Origin of the sequence: Caballeronia sp. LP006 (assembly GCF_031450995.1) — a bacterium.
GTDB lineage: Bacteria > Pseudomonadota > Gammaproteobacteria > Burkholderiales > Burkholderiaceae > Caballeronia.
On record NZ_JARTVW010000004.1, the window covers coordinates 53,802 to 68,772 of the forward strand.

The 14,971-nt window shown below is 63.7% G+C and carries 14 protein-coding genes; 8 read left to right on the forward strand and 6 right to left on the reverse strand.

Annotated elements, in window-relative coordinates; all coding sequences use genetic code 11:
• Positions 1-7: 7 nt before the first annotated feature.
• Complete coding sequence (locus P9250_RS10405) at positions 8-343, reverse strand: hypothetical protein (protein WP_244828716.1); 336 nt, start codon at positions 341-343, stop codon at positions 8-10.
• Between the two features lie 357 nt (positions 344-700).
• Between P9250_RS10405 and P9250_RS10410 the strand changes: the two genes are divergently transcribed.
• The 8 genes from P9250_RS10410 to P9250_RS10445 all read left to right on the forward strand — a co-directional run bounded on the left by P9250_RS10410 (position 701) and on the right by P9250_RS10445 (position 10,760).
• Complete coding sequence (locus tag P9250_RS10410) at positions 701-1,882, forward strand: MBL fold metallo-hydrolase (RefSeq protein WP_310392853.1); 1,182 nt, start codon at positions 701-703, stop codon at positions 1,880-1,882.
• Between the two features lie 138 nt (positions 1,883-2,020).
• Positions 2,021-3,661 (forward strand): methyl-accepting chemotaxis protein, encoded by a 1,641-nt coding sequence (locus P9250_RS10415; RefSeq protein ID WP_244828714.1) that lies wholly within the window; start codon positions 2,021-2,023, stop codon positions 3,659-3,661.
• Positions 3,662-3,674: 13 nt separating this feature from the next.
• Positions 3,675-4,142, forward strand: coding sequence for a chemotaxis protein CheW (locus tag P9250_RS10420; RefSeq protein ID WP_250466574.1), 468 nt, complete (start codon positions 3,675-3,677; stop codon positions 4,140-4,142).
• Positions 4,139-5,449 (forward strand): CheR family methyltransferase, encoded by a 1,311-nt coding sequence (locus P9250_RS10425; protein WP_310392856.1) that lies wholly within the window; start codon positions 4,139-4,141, stop codon positions 5,447-5,449. Before P9250_RS10420 ends, P9250_RS10425 begins: the two co-directional genes overlap by 4 nt.
• Entirely contained in the window at positions 5,446-6,162 is a 717-nt protein-coding gene (locus tag P9250_RS10430; RefSeq protein ID WP_250509858.1) for a chemotaxis protein CheW, read from the forward strand. Before P9250_RS10425 ends, P9250_RS10430 begins: the two co-directional genes overlap by 4 nt.
• On the forward strand, positions 6,159-8,597 hold the full coding sequence (locus tag P9250_RS10435) for a hybrid sensor histidine kinase/response regulator (RefSeq protein WP_310392859.1): 2,439 nt from the start codon (positions 6,159-6,161) through the stop codon (positions 8,595-8,597). Before P9250_RS10430 ends, P9250_RS10435 begins: the two co-directional genes overlap by 4 nt.
• A 16-nt stretch (positions 8,598-8,613) precedes the next feature.
• A complete protein-coding gene (locus tag P9250_RS10440) occupies positions 8,614-9,645 on the forward strand; it encodes a chemotaxis response regulator protein-glutamate methylesterase (protein ID WP_310392861.1) in 1,032 nt (343 codons plus the stop codon).
• Positions 9,642-10,760 (forward strand): diguanylate cyclase, encoded by a 1,119-nt coding sequence (locus tag P9250_RS10445; RefSeq protein ID WP_284503312.1) that lies wholly within the window; start codon positions 9,642-9,644, stop codon positions 10,758-10,760. The genes P9250_RS10440 and P9250_RS10445 overlap by 4 nt, the downstream gene beginning before the upstream one ends.
• Before the next feature lie 78 nt (positions 10,761-10,838).
• Here the strand turns inward: P9250_RS10445 and P9250_RS10450 are convergent, their stop codons facing one another.
• From P9250_RS10450 to clcA, 5 genes are all read right to left on the reverse strand, one after another.
• A complete protein-coding gene (locus P9250_RS10450; RefSeq protein WP_035967564.1) occupies positions 10,839-11,000 on the reverse strand; it encodes a DUF1328 domain-containing protein in 162 nt (53 codons plus the stop codon).
• A gap of 231 nt (positions 11,001-11,231) precedes the next feature.
• A complete protein-coding gene (locus P9250_RS10455) occupies positions 11,232-11,402 on the reverse strand; it encodes a hypothetical protein (protein ID WP_244828708.1) in 171 nt (56 codons plus the stop codon).
• A 316-nt stretch (positions 11,403-11,718) separates the two neighbouring features.
• Positions 11,719-12,333 (reverse strand): LysE family translocator, encoded by a 615-nt coding sequence (locus P9250_RS10460; RefSeq protein WP_250466581.1) that lies wholly within the window; start codon positions 12,331-12,333, stop codon positions 11,719-11,721.
• A 118-nt stretch (positions 12,334-12,451) separates the two neighbouring features.
• Positions 12,452-13,480 (reverse strand): aldo/keto reductase, encoded by a 1,029-nt coding sequence (locus P9250_RS10465; RefSeq protein WP_310392864.1) that lies wholly within the window; start codon positions 13,478-13,480, stop codon positions 12,452-12,454.
• A 121-nt stretch (positions 13,481-13,601) separates the two neighbouring features.
• The gene (gene clcA / locus P9250_RS10470; RefSeq protein WP_310392866.1) at positions 13,602-14,945 is read right to left on the reverse strand and encodes a H(+)/Cl(-) exchange transporter ClcA; all 1,344 of its coding nucleotides are present in this window, start codon (positions 14,943-14,945) and stop codon (positions 13,602-13,604) included.
• Positions 14,946-14,971 lie beyond the last annotated feature (26 nt).

The window sequence follows — 14,971 nt, forward strand, 5'->3', positions numbered from 1 at the left end:
CGGCACCTCACACCCGCGCGTCGCGCCCACGCATTGCACGCGGCGTCGCCTTCACCTTCGGCACGCTGCTGGTTTCGATGTAATGCTGCACGCGTTCGGCCGCGTCGTAGTAGCCGCGTTCATCGAGCCAATGCCAGACTGCCGCGAGGAAGAGCCCGAGGCCCGTATGGCCGCAATGGGCGATGAAATCCGCGACGCCTTCGGCCAGCGCGGCATCGCGCCCGGGCTCCTGCAGTGCGCTCGCCACGTGAGAGGCGCTGCGCGACACGAGCATGGCGTGCATCGAGAAAAGTTGCGGATTGAACGTGCGTGCAGCGTGACTGCGTTGTTTACTGCCCATCATCGGGCCCCCGGTTTCGAAAGTGCGGTGTACGGCGCGCTCGGTCCTGAACTGCTAGATGAGAAACGAGCGCGCGCCACCGATGGTCTATTTGGATTGTTCGTGACGCCTGTGCCGACGTTCGGAGCGGTTTATTGCAAGAAACGGGCCTACTTTGTCGATTTCGTTGTCCCGCCTTGCGGGATAAGGCAGACGAATACATGCGGCTTCATCCAAACAGCACCTGCCGGTGCGAAAAGACAAGTTTTTCTACATTCCGTAGAATCAATTGCCCGGCGTGCTTAATTCATAGCGAAGCCTAAGAAGCCGCCAACCGCGCATGGCCTGGCCTAAAGCCCAATGCGCTCAACCGGTCAACTCATGCGCCGTATCCTTGCGAGCCTTTTCAATGCAGGACAGCACGGCCCGCGCGCCGTCGTATGTGCCTTCGCCGTGCTGGCCGGCTGCTCCGGCAACACGGTCGCGCAGAGTGAGGAGCCAGCGAGCGCGAGCACCGCGAAGACCGATGCGCAAACCCAGCCGCAGCCGTTGCATCACGCGAAGCACACCGCGTCCGGCTTCGAGAACGACTACGGCCAGTTGCCGCACGAGTCGCTTCTGAAGTGGCGCTGGGAGCGCTTGCGGCAGGGTCTGCCCAAGCCGCCCGCGAACGGCTATCGGTTTCCGATGGCGCATCCCGACATCGCCTGGCTCAAGGCCAATCGCACGGAGAACACGCTCACGTGGATCGGCCACGCGAGCGCGCTGCTGCAAATCAACGGCGTGAACATCCTCGCCGATCCGGTGTTCTCCGAACGCGCGTCGCCGTTCTCGTTCGCGGGTCCGAAGCGCAAGACGCCGCCCGGGCTCACACTCGACGAGTTGCCGCACATCGATATCGTGCTGATTTCGCATAATCACTACGACCATCTGGATAAGGCGAGCGTCGAAGCGCTCAACCGGCAGGCGGGCGGCCCGCCGCGCTTTCTGGTGCCGCTCGGCGTGAAGAAGTGGATGAACGACGACGGCATCCAGAACGCGGAAGAACTCGACTGGAGCGACGAAACCCATGTTGCCGGCCTCGATATCTGGTTCGTGCCGAGCCAGCACTGGTCGGCGCGCACGCCCTTCGATCGCGCGGAAACGCTGTGGGGCGGCTGGGTGGTGAAAACGCCGGCGGGCGCGGCGCATCCGTTTTCGTTTTACTTCGCGGGCGACACGGGCTATTCGCCAGACTTTCGCGATATCGGCGCGCGCTTCGGCGGCTTCGACCTTGCGCTCATTCCCATTGGCGCGTACGACCCGCGCTGGTTCATGCACGGCCAGCACGTCGACCCCGAAGAAGCCGTGCGCATCTTCCAGGACGTGCAGGCGAAGAAGGCGATCGGCATCCACTGGGGCACGTTCGAACTCACCGACGAGCCGCTCGACGAGCCGCCGCGCCGGCTCGCCGATGCCGTGCGCCGCGCGGGCCTGCCCGCCGATTCCTTCACCGTGCTCAAACACGGCGAAATGATCCGTCTCGATTCCTCCCGCTCAAGCGCCGCCGCAATCAGCCGTTAACCCAGTCAACTGCACTGGCATATACCGTGCATGGTGCGTGGGACGCCGCGCGCAGTCAGAACGCGCGCGCCGCAAACGATTCAATGCTCGTGACGCCTTCCGACGCGGTTTCATACGGTCCGCGCCGATCGATTACACATGAGGGTTCATCGCGTGAAGCATCTGTCCATCCGGCATCGCATACTGGCGAGTTTCGGCGTCATTCTCTTCCTGATGCTGGTCATGGCCGCGCTGTCCTATACGCTGCTCGGCGGTATCGACCGCGAGGCGAAAAGCCTCGAAGAAGATTCGATGGTCGGTCTTTCGCTGTCCAACGATCTGCGCGCGGCCTGGCTCGAAAGCTACGCCGTGACGCAACGCCTGGTCTTCGCCGATAGCGACGAGGCACTCATTCGCCGCGATAGCGACCGTCTGACGCAAACGCGCGCGACGCTCGACAAGCTCATCGAGAACTACGCGCCGACCGTCCACGAAGAAGACGAGCGCCGCATCTTCGACGAATTCAGGCATCAGCGCGCGCTTTACGCGCCGCTGCAGGACGAAGCGCTGCGCGGTCTCATCGATTCGAAACAAGCCGGCGCCACGGTGTTCAACACGCGCCTGACGCCAGTCTGGGAAGCGGGGCAAAACGCGGCGCGCGCGCTCGTCGACTACAACGAGGCGAGCAACGCGAGTTCGGTCAAGAGCATCCGTCATTCGGTGGGCAAGTCGGAGACGACGCTCGTCGTCATCATGCTGGTGGCGTTGGCCACGGCCGCCGTGCTCGGTTTTCTGCTAATGCGCGCGCTGACCGTGCCGATGCTGCGTCTCGTCGATGTCGTCGACAAGATGCGTACGGGCGATTTCACGCAGCGGCTCGACCTCGCGCGCGCCGATGAGTTCGGCACGCTCGAAGCGGGTTTCAACCGCATGACCGACGAACTCACGGGGCTCGTCGGGCAGGCGCAGAAGTCTGCGCTGCAAGTGACGACATCGGTCTCCGAAATCGCCGCCACCGCACGCGAGCAGCAAGCGACCGCGAGCGAGACTGCCGCAACCACGACGGAAATCGGCGCGACGTCACGCGAGATCTTCGCGACGGCGCGCGATCTCGTACGCACAATGAATGAAGTGTCGGGCGTCGCGGAGCAGTCGGCGACGCTCGCGGGCACGGGTCACGCCGGACTCACGCGCATGGAGGAAACCATGCGGCACGTGATGGAAGCGGCCGGTTCGGTGAACGGCAAGCTCGCCATCCTCAACGAGAAGGCGGGCAACATCAATCAGGTCGTCGCGACCATCACGAAGGTGGCGGACCAGACGAACCTGCTTTCGCTGAACGCGGCCATAGAAGCGGAAAAAGCCGGCGAATACGGACGCGGCTTCGCGGTGGTGGCCACCGAGATTCGGCGTCTTGCGGATCAAACCGCGGTCGCGACCTTCGATATCGAACAAATGGTCAAGGAGATTCAGTCTTCGGTCGCGGCGGGCGTGATGGGCATGGACAAGTTCTCGGAGGAAGTGCGGCGGGGCATGCTCGACGTGCAGCAAGTGGGCGGGCAACTGTCGCAGATCATCCATCAAGTGCAGACGCTTGCGCCGCGCGTGTCGATGGTCAACGAAGGCATGCAGACGCAGGCAGCCGGCGCGGACCAGATTTCGCAGGCGCTCTCGCAATTGTCGGAAGCCGCGCAGCAGACGGCGGAGTCGTTGCGTCAATCGACTCAGGCCATCGACGACCTGACGCATGTCGCAAACGGTCTGCGTACCGGCGTATCGCGCTTCAAGGTGGCCGCGTAAAGCGGCGCGCGCCATGCTCTTCGTCCAGTTCACGCTCGGCTCCGATCGCTATCTGCTCGACAGCGCGCAGATCGAGCGCATGTTGCCGCTCGCGCCGTTGAAGGCGCTGCCCGGCGCGCCGGAGTGGGTTGCGGGCCTGTTCGATTACGAAGACGCACCCGTGCCCGTGATCGATGTCGCGGCGCTGGCGCTCGGGCGCGCGTCGCGCGAACGCTTGTCGACGCGGCTCGCGCTCGTCGCTTACCGGCGCGGCGGCGCGCACGATTCGACGACGCATCGACTGGGTCTCGTGCTCGAACAGGCAACCCGCACCGTCACGCTCGATACCGCCGCGTTCGCCGATGCGGGCATCGACACGCCGCACGCACGCTATCTCGGTCCCGTCGCGCGCGATGAAGCGGGCCTGCTGCAATGGGTGCGCATGGAACATTTGTTGCCGCTCGACGTGCAGGCGTTGCTCTTTGCCGAGAGCACATCATGAACGAAGACAACACGCGCCGCTTTACCGAGCTGCTGCATCGGACGATCGGGCTCGACGCCGAGTCTATCGGCACGAACGCGGTAATGCGCGCGGTGCGCGAGCGCTTCGATGCATCGCGCGCGGTGACGCTCGACGACTACTACCACGCCGTATCGAACGATCCCGCGCTGATGCAGGAACTGATCGAAGCGGTCGTCGTGCCGGAAACGTGGTTCTTTCGCGATCCCGAGGTCTATACGGCGCTCGCGCGGCTTGCGCGCATTCGTCTGTCGGAGCGCCCTTCGAACTCCGTGCGCGTGCTGAGCCTGCCCTGCTCGACGGGCGAGGAAGCCTATTCGGTGGCGATGGCCTTGAGCGATGCAGGCATCGCGGCGGACCGCTTCGTCATCGAGGCTATCGACGTAAGCGAACGCGCGTTGTCGCATGCGCGCCGCGCGCACTATGGACGCAATGCGTTTCGTGGCCGCGCGCTGGGTTTTCGTGACCGGCATTTTCGCGCGACCGAAGACGGCTGGCAGCTCGACGAGCGCATGGCGCGCTGTGTGCGCTTCACGCAAGCCAATCTGTTTCAACTCGATGCGCGCATGTTCGAACGCTTCGACTTCATTCTGTGCCGCAACGTGCTGATCTACTTCGATCGCGAGACGCAGAGCGCCGCGTTGCGCGTGCTCGACAGCTTGCTGGCCGACGGCGGCATGCTCTTCATCGGACCTGCTGAAACGGGTCTCCTGATGCGCGAAGGCATGAGTCCCGCGAACATTCCGCTGGCTTTCGCGTTCAGAAGGCCCGAGCGCGAGATCGTGACTGCCGCTCCTCCGATAAAGCCTGCGGCATCCGGCGAATTCGTCATGCCTGCATGGGCGCGAGGCGCTACGCGTGTGGACTCGTCGAAGGGTTCCGTGTCGAAGCCGATGGCGTTTGCAGCGCCTGCGATGGCGTTGCATCGAACCTCGACACCGGTGAGCGTCAATCCGGCGCCGGCCTCGACGCCAACGCCAACGCCAACGCTCGCGCAAGCCCACGCTCTCGCCGATGCCGGTTCGCTGATCGAAGCCGAATCCATCGCGCGCGGGTGGTTGCACAAGCACCCGGCAAGCGCGGATGCGTACTATCTGCTCGGCGTGATCGCCGATGCCCGCAACGCGCACGACGAATCGCGCGCGCATTATCGCCGCGCGCTTTATCTCGATCCGACGCATCGCGAAGCGCTCACGCATCTTGCCGCGCTGCTTCAACTCGATGGCGACACGGACCGCGCGCGCATCATGCTGGCTCGCGCCGAACGCAGCGCCGAGAGCGCGCGATGAACGCCCGCACGCCGCTCATTACCGATGTCATCGACGACTGCTGGAACCGCATCGGCGTGCGCGGCGACGGCTCGTGTCCGAAGCTCGAACGGTACGTGCATTGCCGTAATTGCCCGGTCCATGAGTCGGCGGCGGCGCGCGTGCTCGATCGTGTCGATGCGGTTTCGGTCGTCGAGCGCTTCAAGGGCGACGCAAAAGGAAAGCGCGACGCAGCCGATGCCGTTTCGTATCTCGTGTTTCGCATCGGCGGCGAATGGCTCGGCTTGCCGACCGCGTGTTGTGCGCAGGTCGCGCAACTTCGGCCGGTGCATACGTTGCCGCATCGGCGTAACCGCGCGGTGCTCGGCGTCGTGAACGTGCGTGGACGTTTGCTGGTATGCGTGTCGCTGGCGCGTCTCTTCGGTATTGAGGAAAGCGTGGCGAAAGCGGTTTCGAAATCGCAAGTTGTCGATGCACGCGAACTCGGCCGTCTGCTCGTCGTTCAACGGCATCGGGATGACGCGCACGCGGATGACGAAGGACCGCTCGCTTTTCCCGTCGATGCCGTCGATGGCGTGCATCGCTTTTCGGCCGCGCGTTTGCAGCCGGTGCCCGCGACGCTCGCGCAACGTCATGCGTCGCATACGCAGGCGCTTGCGCCGTTCAAGGATACGACCGTCGGCTTGCTCGATGCCGAACGTCTCATCGACAGTCTCGACGGGAGTCTCGGATGACGAGTGCCGATCCCGGACGCCGCTCGCTGCTCGACCTGTTTCAGGAGGAAGCGCGCGCGCAGGCGCAGATTCTTTCCGATGGCCTCATCGCGCTGGAACGCGCGCCGAACGATCCGGTCACGCTCGAAGCGTGCATGCGCGCGGCGCATTCGCTTAAGGGCGCGGCGCGCATCGTCGGTGTGCCGGTCGGCGTGACGCTCGCGCATGTCATGGAGGACTGCTTCGTCGCGGCGCAGGAAGCGCGCGTGACGCTCGATGCGGTCTATATCGACATGCTCTTGTGCGGCGTGGATATGATCGTGCGGATCGGTCAGGCGGAAGAAATCGACGCGCAGACGACGCTGGAATGCGAGGTGAATGCGTTTGTCGAGGGGTTGAATGCGCGTTTGGTGGGTGATTCGGATGGGTTACACGAGTTGGCGTTGGCAACGTCCACGGCGGATGAGACGGACAGGCTTCGCCTAGGCGCAACTTATGATGTTTCGTCGCGCGATCGTGCAAACGATGGGCCTCGTTCGCACACACCGCATCATACGCATTCCGCAATGCGCTCGAACGAAGCTCACGCGCTTCACGCAAGGGATGAATCGAATCTCACATCGCGTTCTGACGAAGCCCACACGCTGCGCGCAAGCGCCGAAACGCATCGTTCACGAGCGTCGCAAGAAGCATCCCGTCCAACCGAAGCCCGCATGCTTCGCGTGCGCGCCGAAACTCTCGACCGCCTGTTGAGTCACTCCGGCGAGACGCTCGTCGAATCGCGCTGGCTCAAGCCTTTCTCGCAATCGATGCTGCGCGTGAAGCGCATTCAGCATGACGCGAGCCGCGCGCTCGAACGCCTGCACGACACCTTCGCCGACAGCGCGCCACTCGACGCGCGCGCACAGGCCGCGCTCGACGAAGCCCGGCGCCTGACGAACGAAGCGCATCGGCAACTGAGCGAGCGGCTCGCCGAACTCGAAAACTACGACCGCCGCTCGACGCATCTCGCGCAACAGATTTACGACGAAGCGCTCGCTTGCCGCATGCGTCCTTTCGTCGATGCAACCGGCGGCTTTGCGCGCATGGTCCGCGACGTGGCACGCTCGCTCGGCAAGGAAGTACGCCTCGTGATCGCCGGCGAAACCACGCAAGTGGACCGCGATATCCTCGATTTGCTCGACGCGCCGCTCGGCCATTTGCTGCGCAATGCGGTCGATCACGGCATCGAAGCGCCATCGCTGAGACGCGCGCTCGGCAAGCCGGAAATCGGCACTATCACGCTCGAGGCACGGCATAGCGCGGGCGCGCTTTTCATCAGCGTATCCGACGATGGCGGCGGTATCGACCTCGATGCATTGCGCCGCACCGTCGTGCACAAACGCCTTGCAAGCGAAGACACGGCCGCGCGACTTTCCGAGGCGGAACTGCTCGAATTCCTCTTTCTGCCAGGCTTCACCATGCGCGACGCCGTCACCGATGTATCCGGCCGTGGCGTCGGGCTCGACGCCGTGCAAGACGTCGTGAGGCAAGTGCGCGGCAGTCTGCGCGTGACGCAGGATGCCCACGCCGGCACGCGCTTCGTGCTGCAGTTGCCGATCACGCTGTCGGTCATTCGCAGCCTGATCGTCGAAGTCGCGGGCGAACCCTATGGCTTGCCGCTTGCGCATGTCGTGCGCACGCTCGTGCTGCCGGTGAACGCTATCGATACGCTCGAAGGTCAGCAGCATTTCGCCTTCGACGGCAAGCGGCTGGGTCTTGTGACGGCGCATCAAATCTTGCAGACGCCGAGCTTCGAAGCCGCGAACGACGCGCTCGATGTCGTCGTGATCGGGCAGGGCGCGTCGAGTTACGGCATTGTCGTGGACCGCTTTCTCGGCGAACGCATGCTCGTCGTGCAACCGCTCGACAAACGGCTCGGCAAGGTGCGCAACATCGCGGCGGGCGCGTTGATGGAAAACGGCGACCCGCTGCTCATCGCCGATCTCGACGACTGGCTGCGCTCCGTCGAAAAGCTCGTCGCGGGCGGCGAACTCGGCCGTGTCGATAGAAGCACGTCACACACGACGACAGCAAGCGCGAAACGTGTGCTCGTGGTCGACGATTCACTCACCGTGCGTGAGCTCGAACGCAAGCTGCTTGCATCACGCGGCTACGACGTCGCCATCGCGGTGGACGGCATGGACGGCTGGAACGCGGTGCGCGGCGAGCACTTCGATCTCGTCATCACGGATATCGACATGCCGCGTCTCGACGGCATCGAGCTCGTGACGCTCATCAAACGCGACGCGCAACTTGCGCGCACGCCCGTGATGATCGTGTCGTACAAGGACCGGGCGGAAGATCGCCAGCGCGGTCTCGATGCGGGCGCGGACTACTATCTCGCCAAGGGCAGTTTTCACGATCAGGCGCTGCTCGACGCGGTGCGCGATCTCATCGGCGAGGCGAAGCCATGACCACGGAGCGCGCGCGATGAAGATCGGTATCGTCAACGACATGCAGCTCGCGGTCGAAGCGTTGCGGCGCGCGCTTGCCATTCGCCCCGACCTCGAGATTCTGTGGGTTGCAAGCGACGGCCGGCAGGCTGTCGACCTGTGCGCTTCGCAGACGCCGGATGTCGTGCTCATGGATCTCGTCATGCCGAACATGGATGGCGTGGCGGCCACGCGTCACATCATGGCGAAGTCGCCGTGCGCCATTCTCGTCGTCACGGTGGATATCGGCGCGAATACGTGGCGCGTGTATGAGGCGATGGGCGCGGGCGCGCTCGATGCCGTCGATACCCCCGCGCTCGCCGGTGCCGATGCGCGGCGCGGTGCAGCGGCGCTCATCGCGAAGATCGATCAGATCGGCGCACGTATCGCGCCTTCGATGGCCATGACGGCCACGCCCAAGAGCCAATCGCGGCTGCTTGCAATCGGCGCATCGGCGGGCGGCCCGGCGGCGCTCGCGACATTGCTCGGCGCATTGCCTGAAGATTTCTCCGCCGCGACCGTTATCGTGCAGCATGTGGACCGCGCCTTCGCCGAAGGCATGGCGGACTGGTTAAGCGGTCAATCCGCGCTGCCGGTGCGTATCGCGCGCGAAGGCGACGTGCCCGCGCCCGGCGTCGTGCTGCTCGCGGCGACCAACGATCATCTGCATTTCACGGATGCCACGCATCTCGGCTACACCGCGCATCCCGAAGCGTTGCCGTACCGGCCATCCGTCGATGTGTTCTTTCAGAGCGTGGTCGAACGCTGGACCGGACGCGCGGTCGGCGTACTCTTGACAGGCATGGGACGCGACGGCGCCATCGGTCTCAAGGCGATGCGCGCCAAGGGTTATCACACGATCGCGCAGGACGAAGCAACGTCCGCCGTCTACGGCATGCCGAAAGCGGCCGCCGCGCTCGATGCCGCCGTCGCGATCCTGCCGCTGCCGCGCATTGCGGGCGCACTCGCGCAAGCTTTCGACAAAGAAAAAGAAGCGCGTATAACGACATTTCCGAGGACACGTTTATGAAGCTCCCTCATCCCGATCCGCTCGCCGAACGCGTGAAGCGCGCAACGGCCGCCGCGGCTCAGAGCATCGAGCAGGCGAGCGCGCGCTCGCTGGCCCATGAACGCGCCGTATCCGAACTGCTCGCGGTGGCGCTCAATGCGCCGCCTGCCGCCGATTTGCCGGTGATGGTGCTGCTCGTGGACGATCAGGCGATCATCGCCGAGGCACTGCGCCGCGCGCTCGCCGACGAACCGAATGTCGATCTGCACTATTGCGCCGATCCCGCGAGCGCGCTTGCCGTCGCGCGCGAAACGCGGCCGACGGTGATTCTGCAGGATCTCGTGATGCCCGGCGTCGATGGACTTACGCTCGTGCGCCAGTACCGCGAACATCCGGCTACGCGCGACATTCCCATCATCGTGCTTTCGACGAAAGAAGAGCCGCGTATCAAGAGCGCGGCGTTCGCGGCGGGCGCGAACGACTATCTCGTGAAGCTGCCCGATACCATCGAACTGGTGGCGCGCGTGCGATATCACTCGCGTTCATATCAGAACCTGCTGCAGCGCGACGAAGCGTATCGCGCGTTGCGACAGTCGCAGCAAAAGCTCCTGGAAACGAATCTGGAATTGCAGCGCCTCACGCATTCGGACGGTCTCACGGGACTCTCGAATCGTCGAAGACTCGACGATTATCTCGATGCCGAATGGCGTCGTGCGGCGCGCGATCGCGCATCGGTCGGCTTTCTCATGATCGATGTCGACAACTTCAAGTCGTATAACGATACCTACGGACACGTCGCCGGCGACGATGTGTTGAAGCTCATCGCGCATGCCATCGAAACCAGTCTGAATCGTCCGGCCGATCTGGCCGCGCGCTTCGGTGGCGAGGAATTCGCGGTGGTGTTGCCATCGACATCGGCGCCGGGTTTGCGGCTGCTCGGCGAGAAGATTCGCATCGCGGTCGAGGCGTTGCAAGTGCCGCATGCGGGATCGGCCACGGACTTCGTGACCGTGAGTGTCGGCGGCGCGACGCAGGACGTGATCGATGAAAACGCTTCGAAACAACTGGTCGAATCGGCCGATCTCGCGCTCTATCGTGCGAAGCGCGATGGACGCAATCGCGTGATCATCGGTTGACTGGTGCAAAAAGCAAAGCCGGAAACAAAAACGCGCGGTCCGAAGATCCGCGCGTTTTCGTTTGGGCTCACGCTTTCGTCATCGCCTGAACACGCCGAGCAAGAGCGTAGCGAGGAAGATCACGATAAAGATGAAGAACAGGATCTTGGCGATTTCCGCCGCGCCCGTTGCGATCCCGCCGAAGCCGAAGAAGGCCGCGATGAGCGCAATGATGAAAAAAATGACAGCGTAACGGAGCATGAAGCCTCCCACGGGGACACGATTGGTTGGTTTTTGATTCGCATGCGGACTGACATCGTCGCCGCCATCGCTCATCGGTTCATGCCGCGCTTTTGTTCAATGTTCGACGCGGCACGAGGACCTGAGCAACCAATGTGCCTAAGACCATGTCTGCATTTAAATGCAACAACGCCGCGAGCACTGCTCGCGGCGTCGAGTAACGCGCTTCCATATGTGAAATGTCGATGCGCTCTAGCTGCCTGGCGCGCGATTGGAATCGGCTTCGTCTTGGAGATCGTCTTCGTCGTCGACTTCGTTTAGCGCATCCGGCAGGTTGTTCTCCATTTCGTCGCGCTCGATCTGATCGGCCAGGTCGAGAGATTTACGCGTGGCGGGACCGGATGGGCGGTTGGCTCCAGACATGGCATGACTCCTTGAACGGATTTCGAAGCCGCGCCGGGAAGTGGCGCGAGTGAACGGTGCCAGTCGAGGCACGTGCACGCCGGCAAGAGCCGCCTTAACGAATCGCTTAAGGGTGAATGCGCGATCGCTCGAAACGGCAATGGGTCGATGTCGACCGATGTCGACCACCGGTAAAAGACGCAGTCCCAAACTTGCAAGGGGGACGGCAAGAATTGCGCGGCCGGCGCGTCGGACCAGTATGCACCGGTCCGGCGGCGCGGCAAAGAGGCAATTAAAAGATCATCGGATGTTTAGCGCCGCGCTGGAAAAGCAAATCTCAGGCGAAGAAATGCGCGACGATGGGATACAACGAACACACGAGCAGCACGGCCATGGTGATGTTGAACGCGCGCAACCAGCGCGGTCTTGAAAGAAAGCGCCGCAGCGACATGCCGAAAGCCGCCCACGCCACGATGCACGGCATGCCGATCACGACGAACAGGAGCGCCATCAGCCCGGCATTGAGCGAGAGACTCGAATGCAGATGGATGGTCGTCGCGGCGGTGAGGACCATCATCCACGCTTTGGGATTGACCCATTGGAACGCGACGGCTTCGTAAAAGCGCATGGGGCGGCGCTCGCCGTCGCGCATCTGCACGGACGACGACGTTCCGATCTTCCACGCCAGATACAGCAGATAGACCACGCTTGCGGTTTCGAGCACCGTATAGAGCCACGGCAGCCGCTCGAAGGCTTGCGCAAGCCCGAGCCCCACTGCAAGCATCAGGAGCGCGACGCCCGCACTGATGCCGAGTACATGCGGAACCGTGCGCTTCAGGCCGAAGTTGACGCCCGACGCGAGCAGCATGGTGTTGTTGGGACCGGGCGTGATGCTCGTCACCATCACGAAGAGGGCAGCGGCGGGCAAGGCGTTCAGGAAGTCGATTGGCATGGTGCAGTCCGCAAACAAAAAATCTATTGCACCAAGTGTAGGGAAAGACGGCAGTACAGTACCGGTACAAAACGTCAGAGGCTTTCCGGTACGGTACGAGCGCCTTCAATGAGAGCTATCAGACAGGAAACGGATTGCGCTCCGCAAATCCTTGCTGATGCCAGTACGGATACGGCGGCTTCACCGTGCTCGCTTCGTCGAGTTTCTTCAGCTGTTCCGCCGTGAGGTTCCAGCCGACCGCACCGAGGTTCTGCCGCAACTGTTCTTCGTTGCGCGCGCCGACCAGTACGGTCGCCACCGTCGGTCTTTGCAGCAGCCAGTTCAGCGCGATTTGAGGAATGGTCTTGCCGGTTTCCTCGGCGATGGCGTCGAGCGCGTCGATCACGCGATACAGATGTTCTTCCGGCACCGGCGGCCCCATGTCGGCGGTCTTATGCAGACGGCTCGACGCGGGCAGCGGCTGACCGCGCCTGATCTTGCCCGTGAGACGCCCCCAGCCGAGCGGACTCCACACCACCGCGCCCACGCCTTGATCGATACCGAGCGGCATCAGTTCCCATTCGTAGTCGCGCCCGATCAGCGAGTAGTAGGTCTGATTGGCGACATAGCGCGGATAGCCGTAACGGTCCGCGACATCCAGCGACTTCTGCAGATGCCAGCCCGAGAAATTCGACACACCGGTATAGCGGATCTTGCCCGCGCGCACGAGATCGTCGAGCGTGGAGAGCGTTTCCTCGACGGGCGTTTTCGCATCGAAACCATGTAGCTGGAAGATGTCGATGTAGTCCGTCTGCAAGCGCTTCAACGCATCGTTCACGGCATGGATGAGATGGAAGCGCGACGAGCCCACGTTGTTCGGCTCGTCTTTATCGAAGCGAAAGGTCGCCTTGGTCGAGACGATGACTTTGTCGCGCCGGCCCTTGAGCGCTTCGCCGAGGATGGCTTCCGACGAGCCGCCCGAATAGATGTCGGCGGTGTCGAACATGGTCACGCCCGCGTCGAAGCAAATGTCGACGAGCCGCTGCGCTTCGCTGACGTCGGTTTCGCCCCAGGCCTGAAAGAACTCGCCCTTGCCGCCGAACGTGCCCGTGCCGAAACTCAGCACGGGAACCTTGAAGCCCGAAGCGCCTAGATGTCGATATTCCATTGTTGCGTGTCCTCATTCGGTTGTCGGTCTGTCCTGCCGCATGCATCGCGGAAGGGGGATCGTCGAGACTACCGCAATGCGCACGTATGCGCTGAGACTGCCGCCGTGCGCTTTCACGAGGCTAACGCCGTTTTGCCGCGCGCTCGCCGAGCGAATCGTATATCGGCGGACAGCGCAGCAGCATGGGCACGAGCATGGCGGTGAAGCACGCGGTGAGCATCGGCAGGAGCAGCGTGAAGCTCGCGGTCATTTCGGTGACGAGCACGATACCCGTCATCGGCGAACGCACGACTGCCGCGAAGAACGCGGCCATGCCGACCGCCGCGAAGGTGCCGATATCGCCGGTGGATGCGGACATGCCGGGGAACCAGTCGAAGCAGATGCGGCCGAACACGAAACCCGTCTGCGCGCCGAGCACGAGCATGGGCGCGAAGAGACCGCCCGGCGTGCCGGCCGCATACGATACCGAGCCGAGCACGAAGCGCAGCGCAAGAATGGCCGTGACGCCCGCGATGCTGCCCGCGCCCACCAGCGTTCGTTGCGTGAGGACATCGCCGCCGCCCGCGAGATCCGGCGCGAACCACGCGAGCAAACCGACCGCCGCGCCAATGACAGCCGCGCGCGCGAAGGCTCTGCGCGTCGGCGATGCAATCAACGGATGACGCGTGAGCCAGTCGGATGCGTCGAGTGTCCAGAGAATCGTGCGTGAATAAGCGGTGCCCAACAGGCCGAGCGCCACGCCGAGCACGAGATGCGCGGCCGTCATGCCGAAGCCTGGAAACGGCTGCGCGGGCAGATGGAAGTCGGGCAGATCGCCGTGCATGAGACGCGCCATGGCAATCGCACTTGCCGATGCGCCGAGCGCGGCCACGGCGGTGCGCGTATCGAAGCGGCGCATCAGTTCTTCGAGCACGAACACCGCGCCCGCGATGGGCGCATTGAAGGCGGTGGCGAGCCCCGCGCCCGCGCCGGCCGCGAGCAAGACGCCGCGATCGGTTGCGCTGCGTCCAAGCAAGGTGCCGATGCGATGCGCGATGCTCGCGCCCATTTGCACCGTCGGTCCTTCGCGTCCGAGCGCGAGTCCTGCACCGATGGCGAGCACGCCGCCCACGAACTTGACCGGGATGAGGATGAGCGAAGCGGGCGGCGCCTTGCCATGCAAGACTGCCTCGACATGGGGAATGCCGCTGCCGCTTGCCTCGGGCGAGAAGCGCGCGACGAGCCATGCCGCCAACGCAGCGGCGAAAGCCGCCGCAAGTACCACGACAATGCTTGCCGCGCCATGCCCCGAATGCGCCCATGCAACGAGCGCGTAGCGCAGCGCATCGGCGCGTTCGAGCGAAAAGCGGAATAACGCACCGAGTGCGCCACTCGCCGCCCCGACGATGACCGCGGCTACGGCGAGCGGAATGAGTCCGCGTGGCGAGTCTGCTTCGACTTCGGCTTCGGGCTTGTAGTCGGTCATGGCGCTCGTTCGTTTGAAGGATGCGC

What these genes read in the sequence shown, in the direction of transcription:
- P9250_RS10450 (WP_035967564.1), bottom strand. Translation starts at nt 11,000, where the DNA reads ATGCTCCGTTACGCTGTCATTTTTTTCATCATTGCGCTCATCGCGGCC.
- P9250_RS10455 (WP_244828708.1), bottom strand. Translation starts at nt 11,402, where the DNA reads ATGTCTGGAGCCAACCGCCCATCCGGTCCCGCCACGCGTAAATCTCTC.
- P9250_RS10420 (WP_250466574.1), top strand. Translation starts at nt 3,675, where the DNA reads ATGCTCTTCGTCCAGTTCACGCTCGGCTCCGATCGCTATCTGCTCGAC.
- P9250_RS10440 (WP_310392861.1), top strand. Translation starts at nt 8,614, where the DNA reads ATGAAGATCGGTATCGTCAACGACATGCAGCTCGCGGTCGAAGCGTTG.
- P9250_RS10410 (WP_310392853.1), top strand. Translation starts at nt 701, where the DNA reads ATGCGCCGTATCCTTGCGAGCCTTTTCAATGCAGGACAGCACGGCCCG.
- P9250_RS10465 (WP_310392864.1), bottom strand. Translation starts at nt 13,480, where the DNA reads ATGGAATATCGACATCTAGGCGCTTCGGGCTTCAAGGTTCCCGTGCTG.
- P9250_RS10425 (WP_310392856.1), top strand. Translation starts at nt 4,139, where the DNA reads ATGAACGAAGACAACACGCGCCGCTTTACCGAGCTGCTGCATCGGACG.
- clcA (WP_310392866.1), bottom strand. Translation starts at nt 14,945, where the DNA reads ATGACCGACTACAAGCCCGAAGCCGAAGTCGAAGCAGACTCGCCACGC.
- P9250_RS10435 (WP_310392859.1), top strand. Translation starts at nt 6,159, where the DNA reads ATGACGAGTGCCGATCCCGGACGCCGCTCGCTGCTCGACCTGTTTCAG.
- P9250_RS10405 (WP_244828716.1), bottom strand. Translation starts at nt 343, where the DNA reads ATGATGGGCAGTAAACAACGCAGTCACGCTGCACGCACGTTCAATCCG.
- P9250_RS10415 (WP_244828714.1), top strand. Translation starts at nt 2,021, where the DNA reads ATGAGGGTTCATCGCGTGAAGCATCTGTCCATCCGGCATCGCATACTG.
- P9250_RS10430 (WP_250509858.1), top strand. Translation starts at nt 5,446, where the DNA reads ATGAACGCCCGCACGCCGCTCATTACCGATGTCATCGACGACTGCTGG.
- P9250_RS10460 (WP_250466581.1), bottom strand. Translation starts at nt 12,333, where the DNA reads ATGCCAATCGACTTCCTGAACGCCTTGCCCGCCGCTGCCCTCTTCGTG.
- P9250_RS10445 (WP_284503312.1), top strand. Translation starts at nt 9,642, where the DNA reads ATGAAGCTCCCTCATCCCGATCCGCTCGCCGAACGCGTGAAGCGCGCA.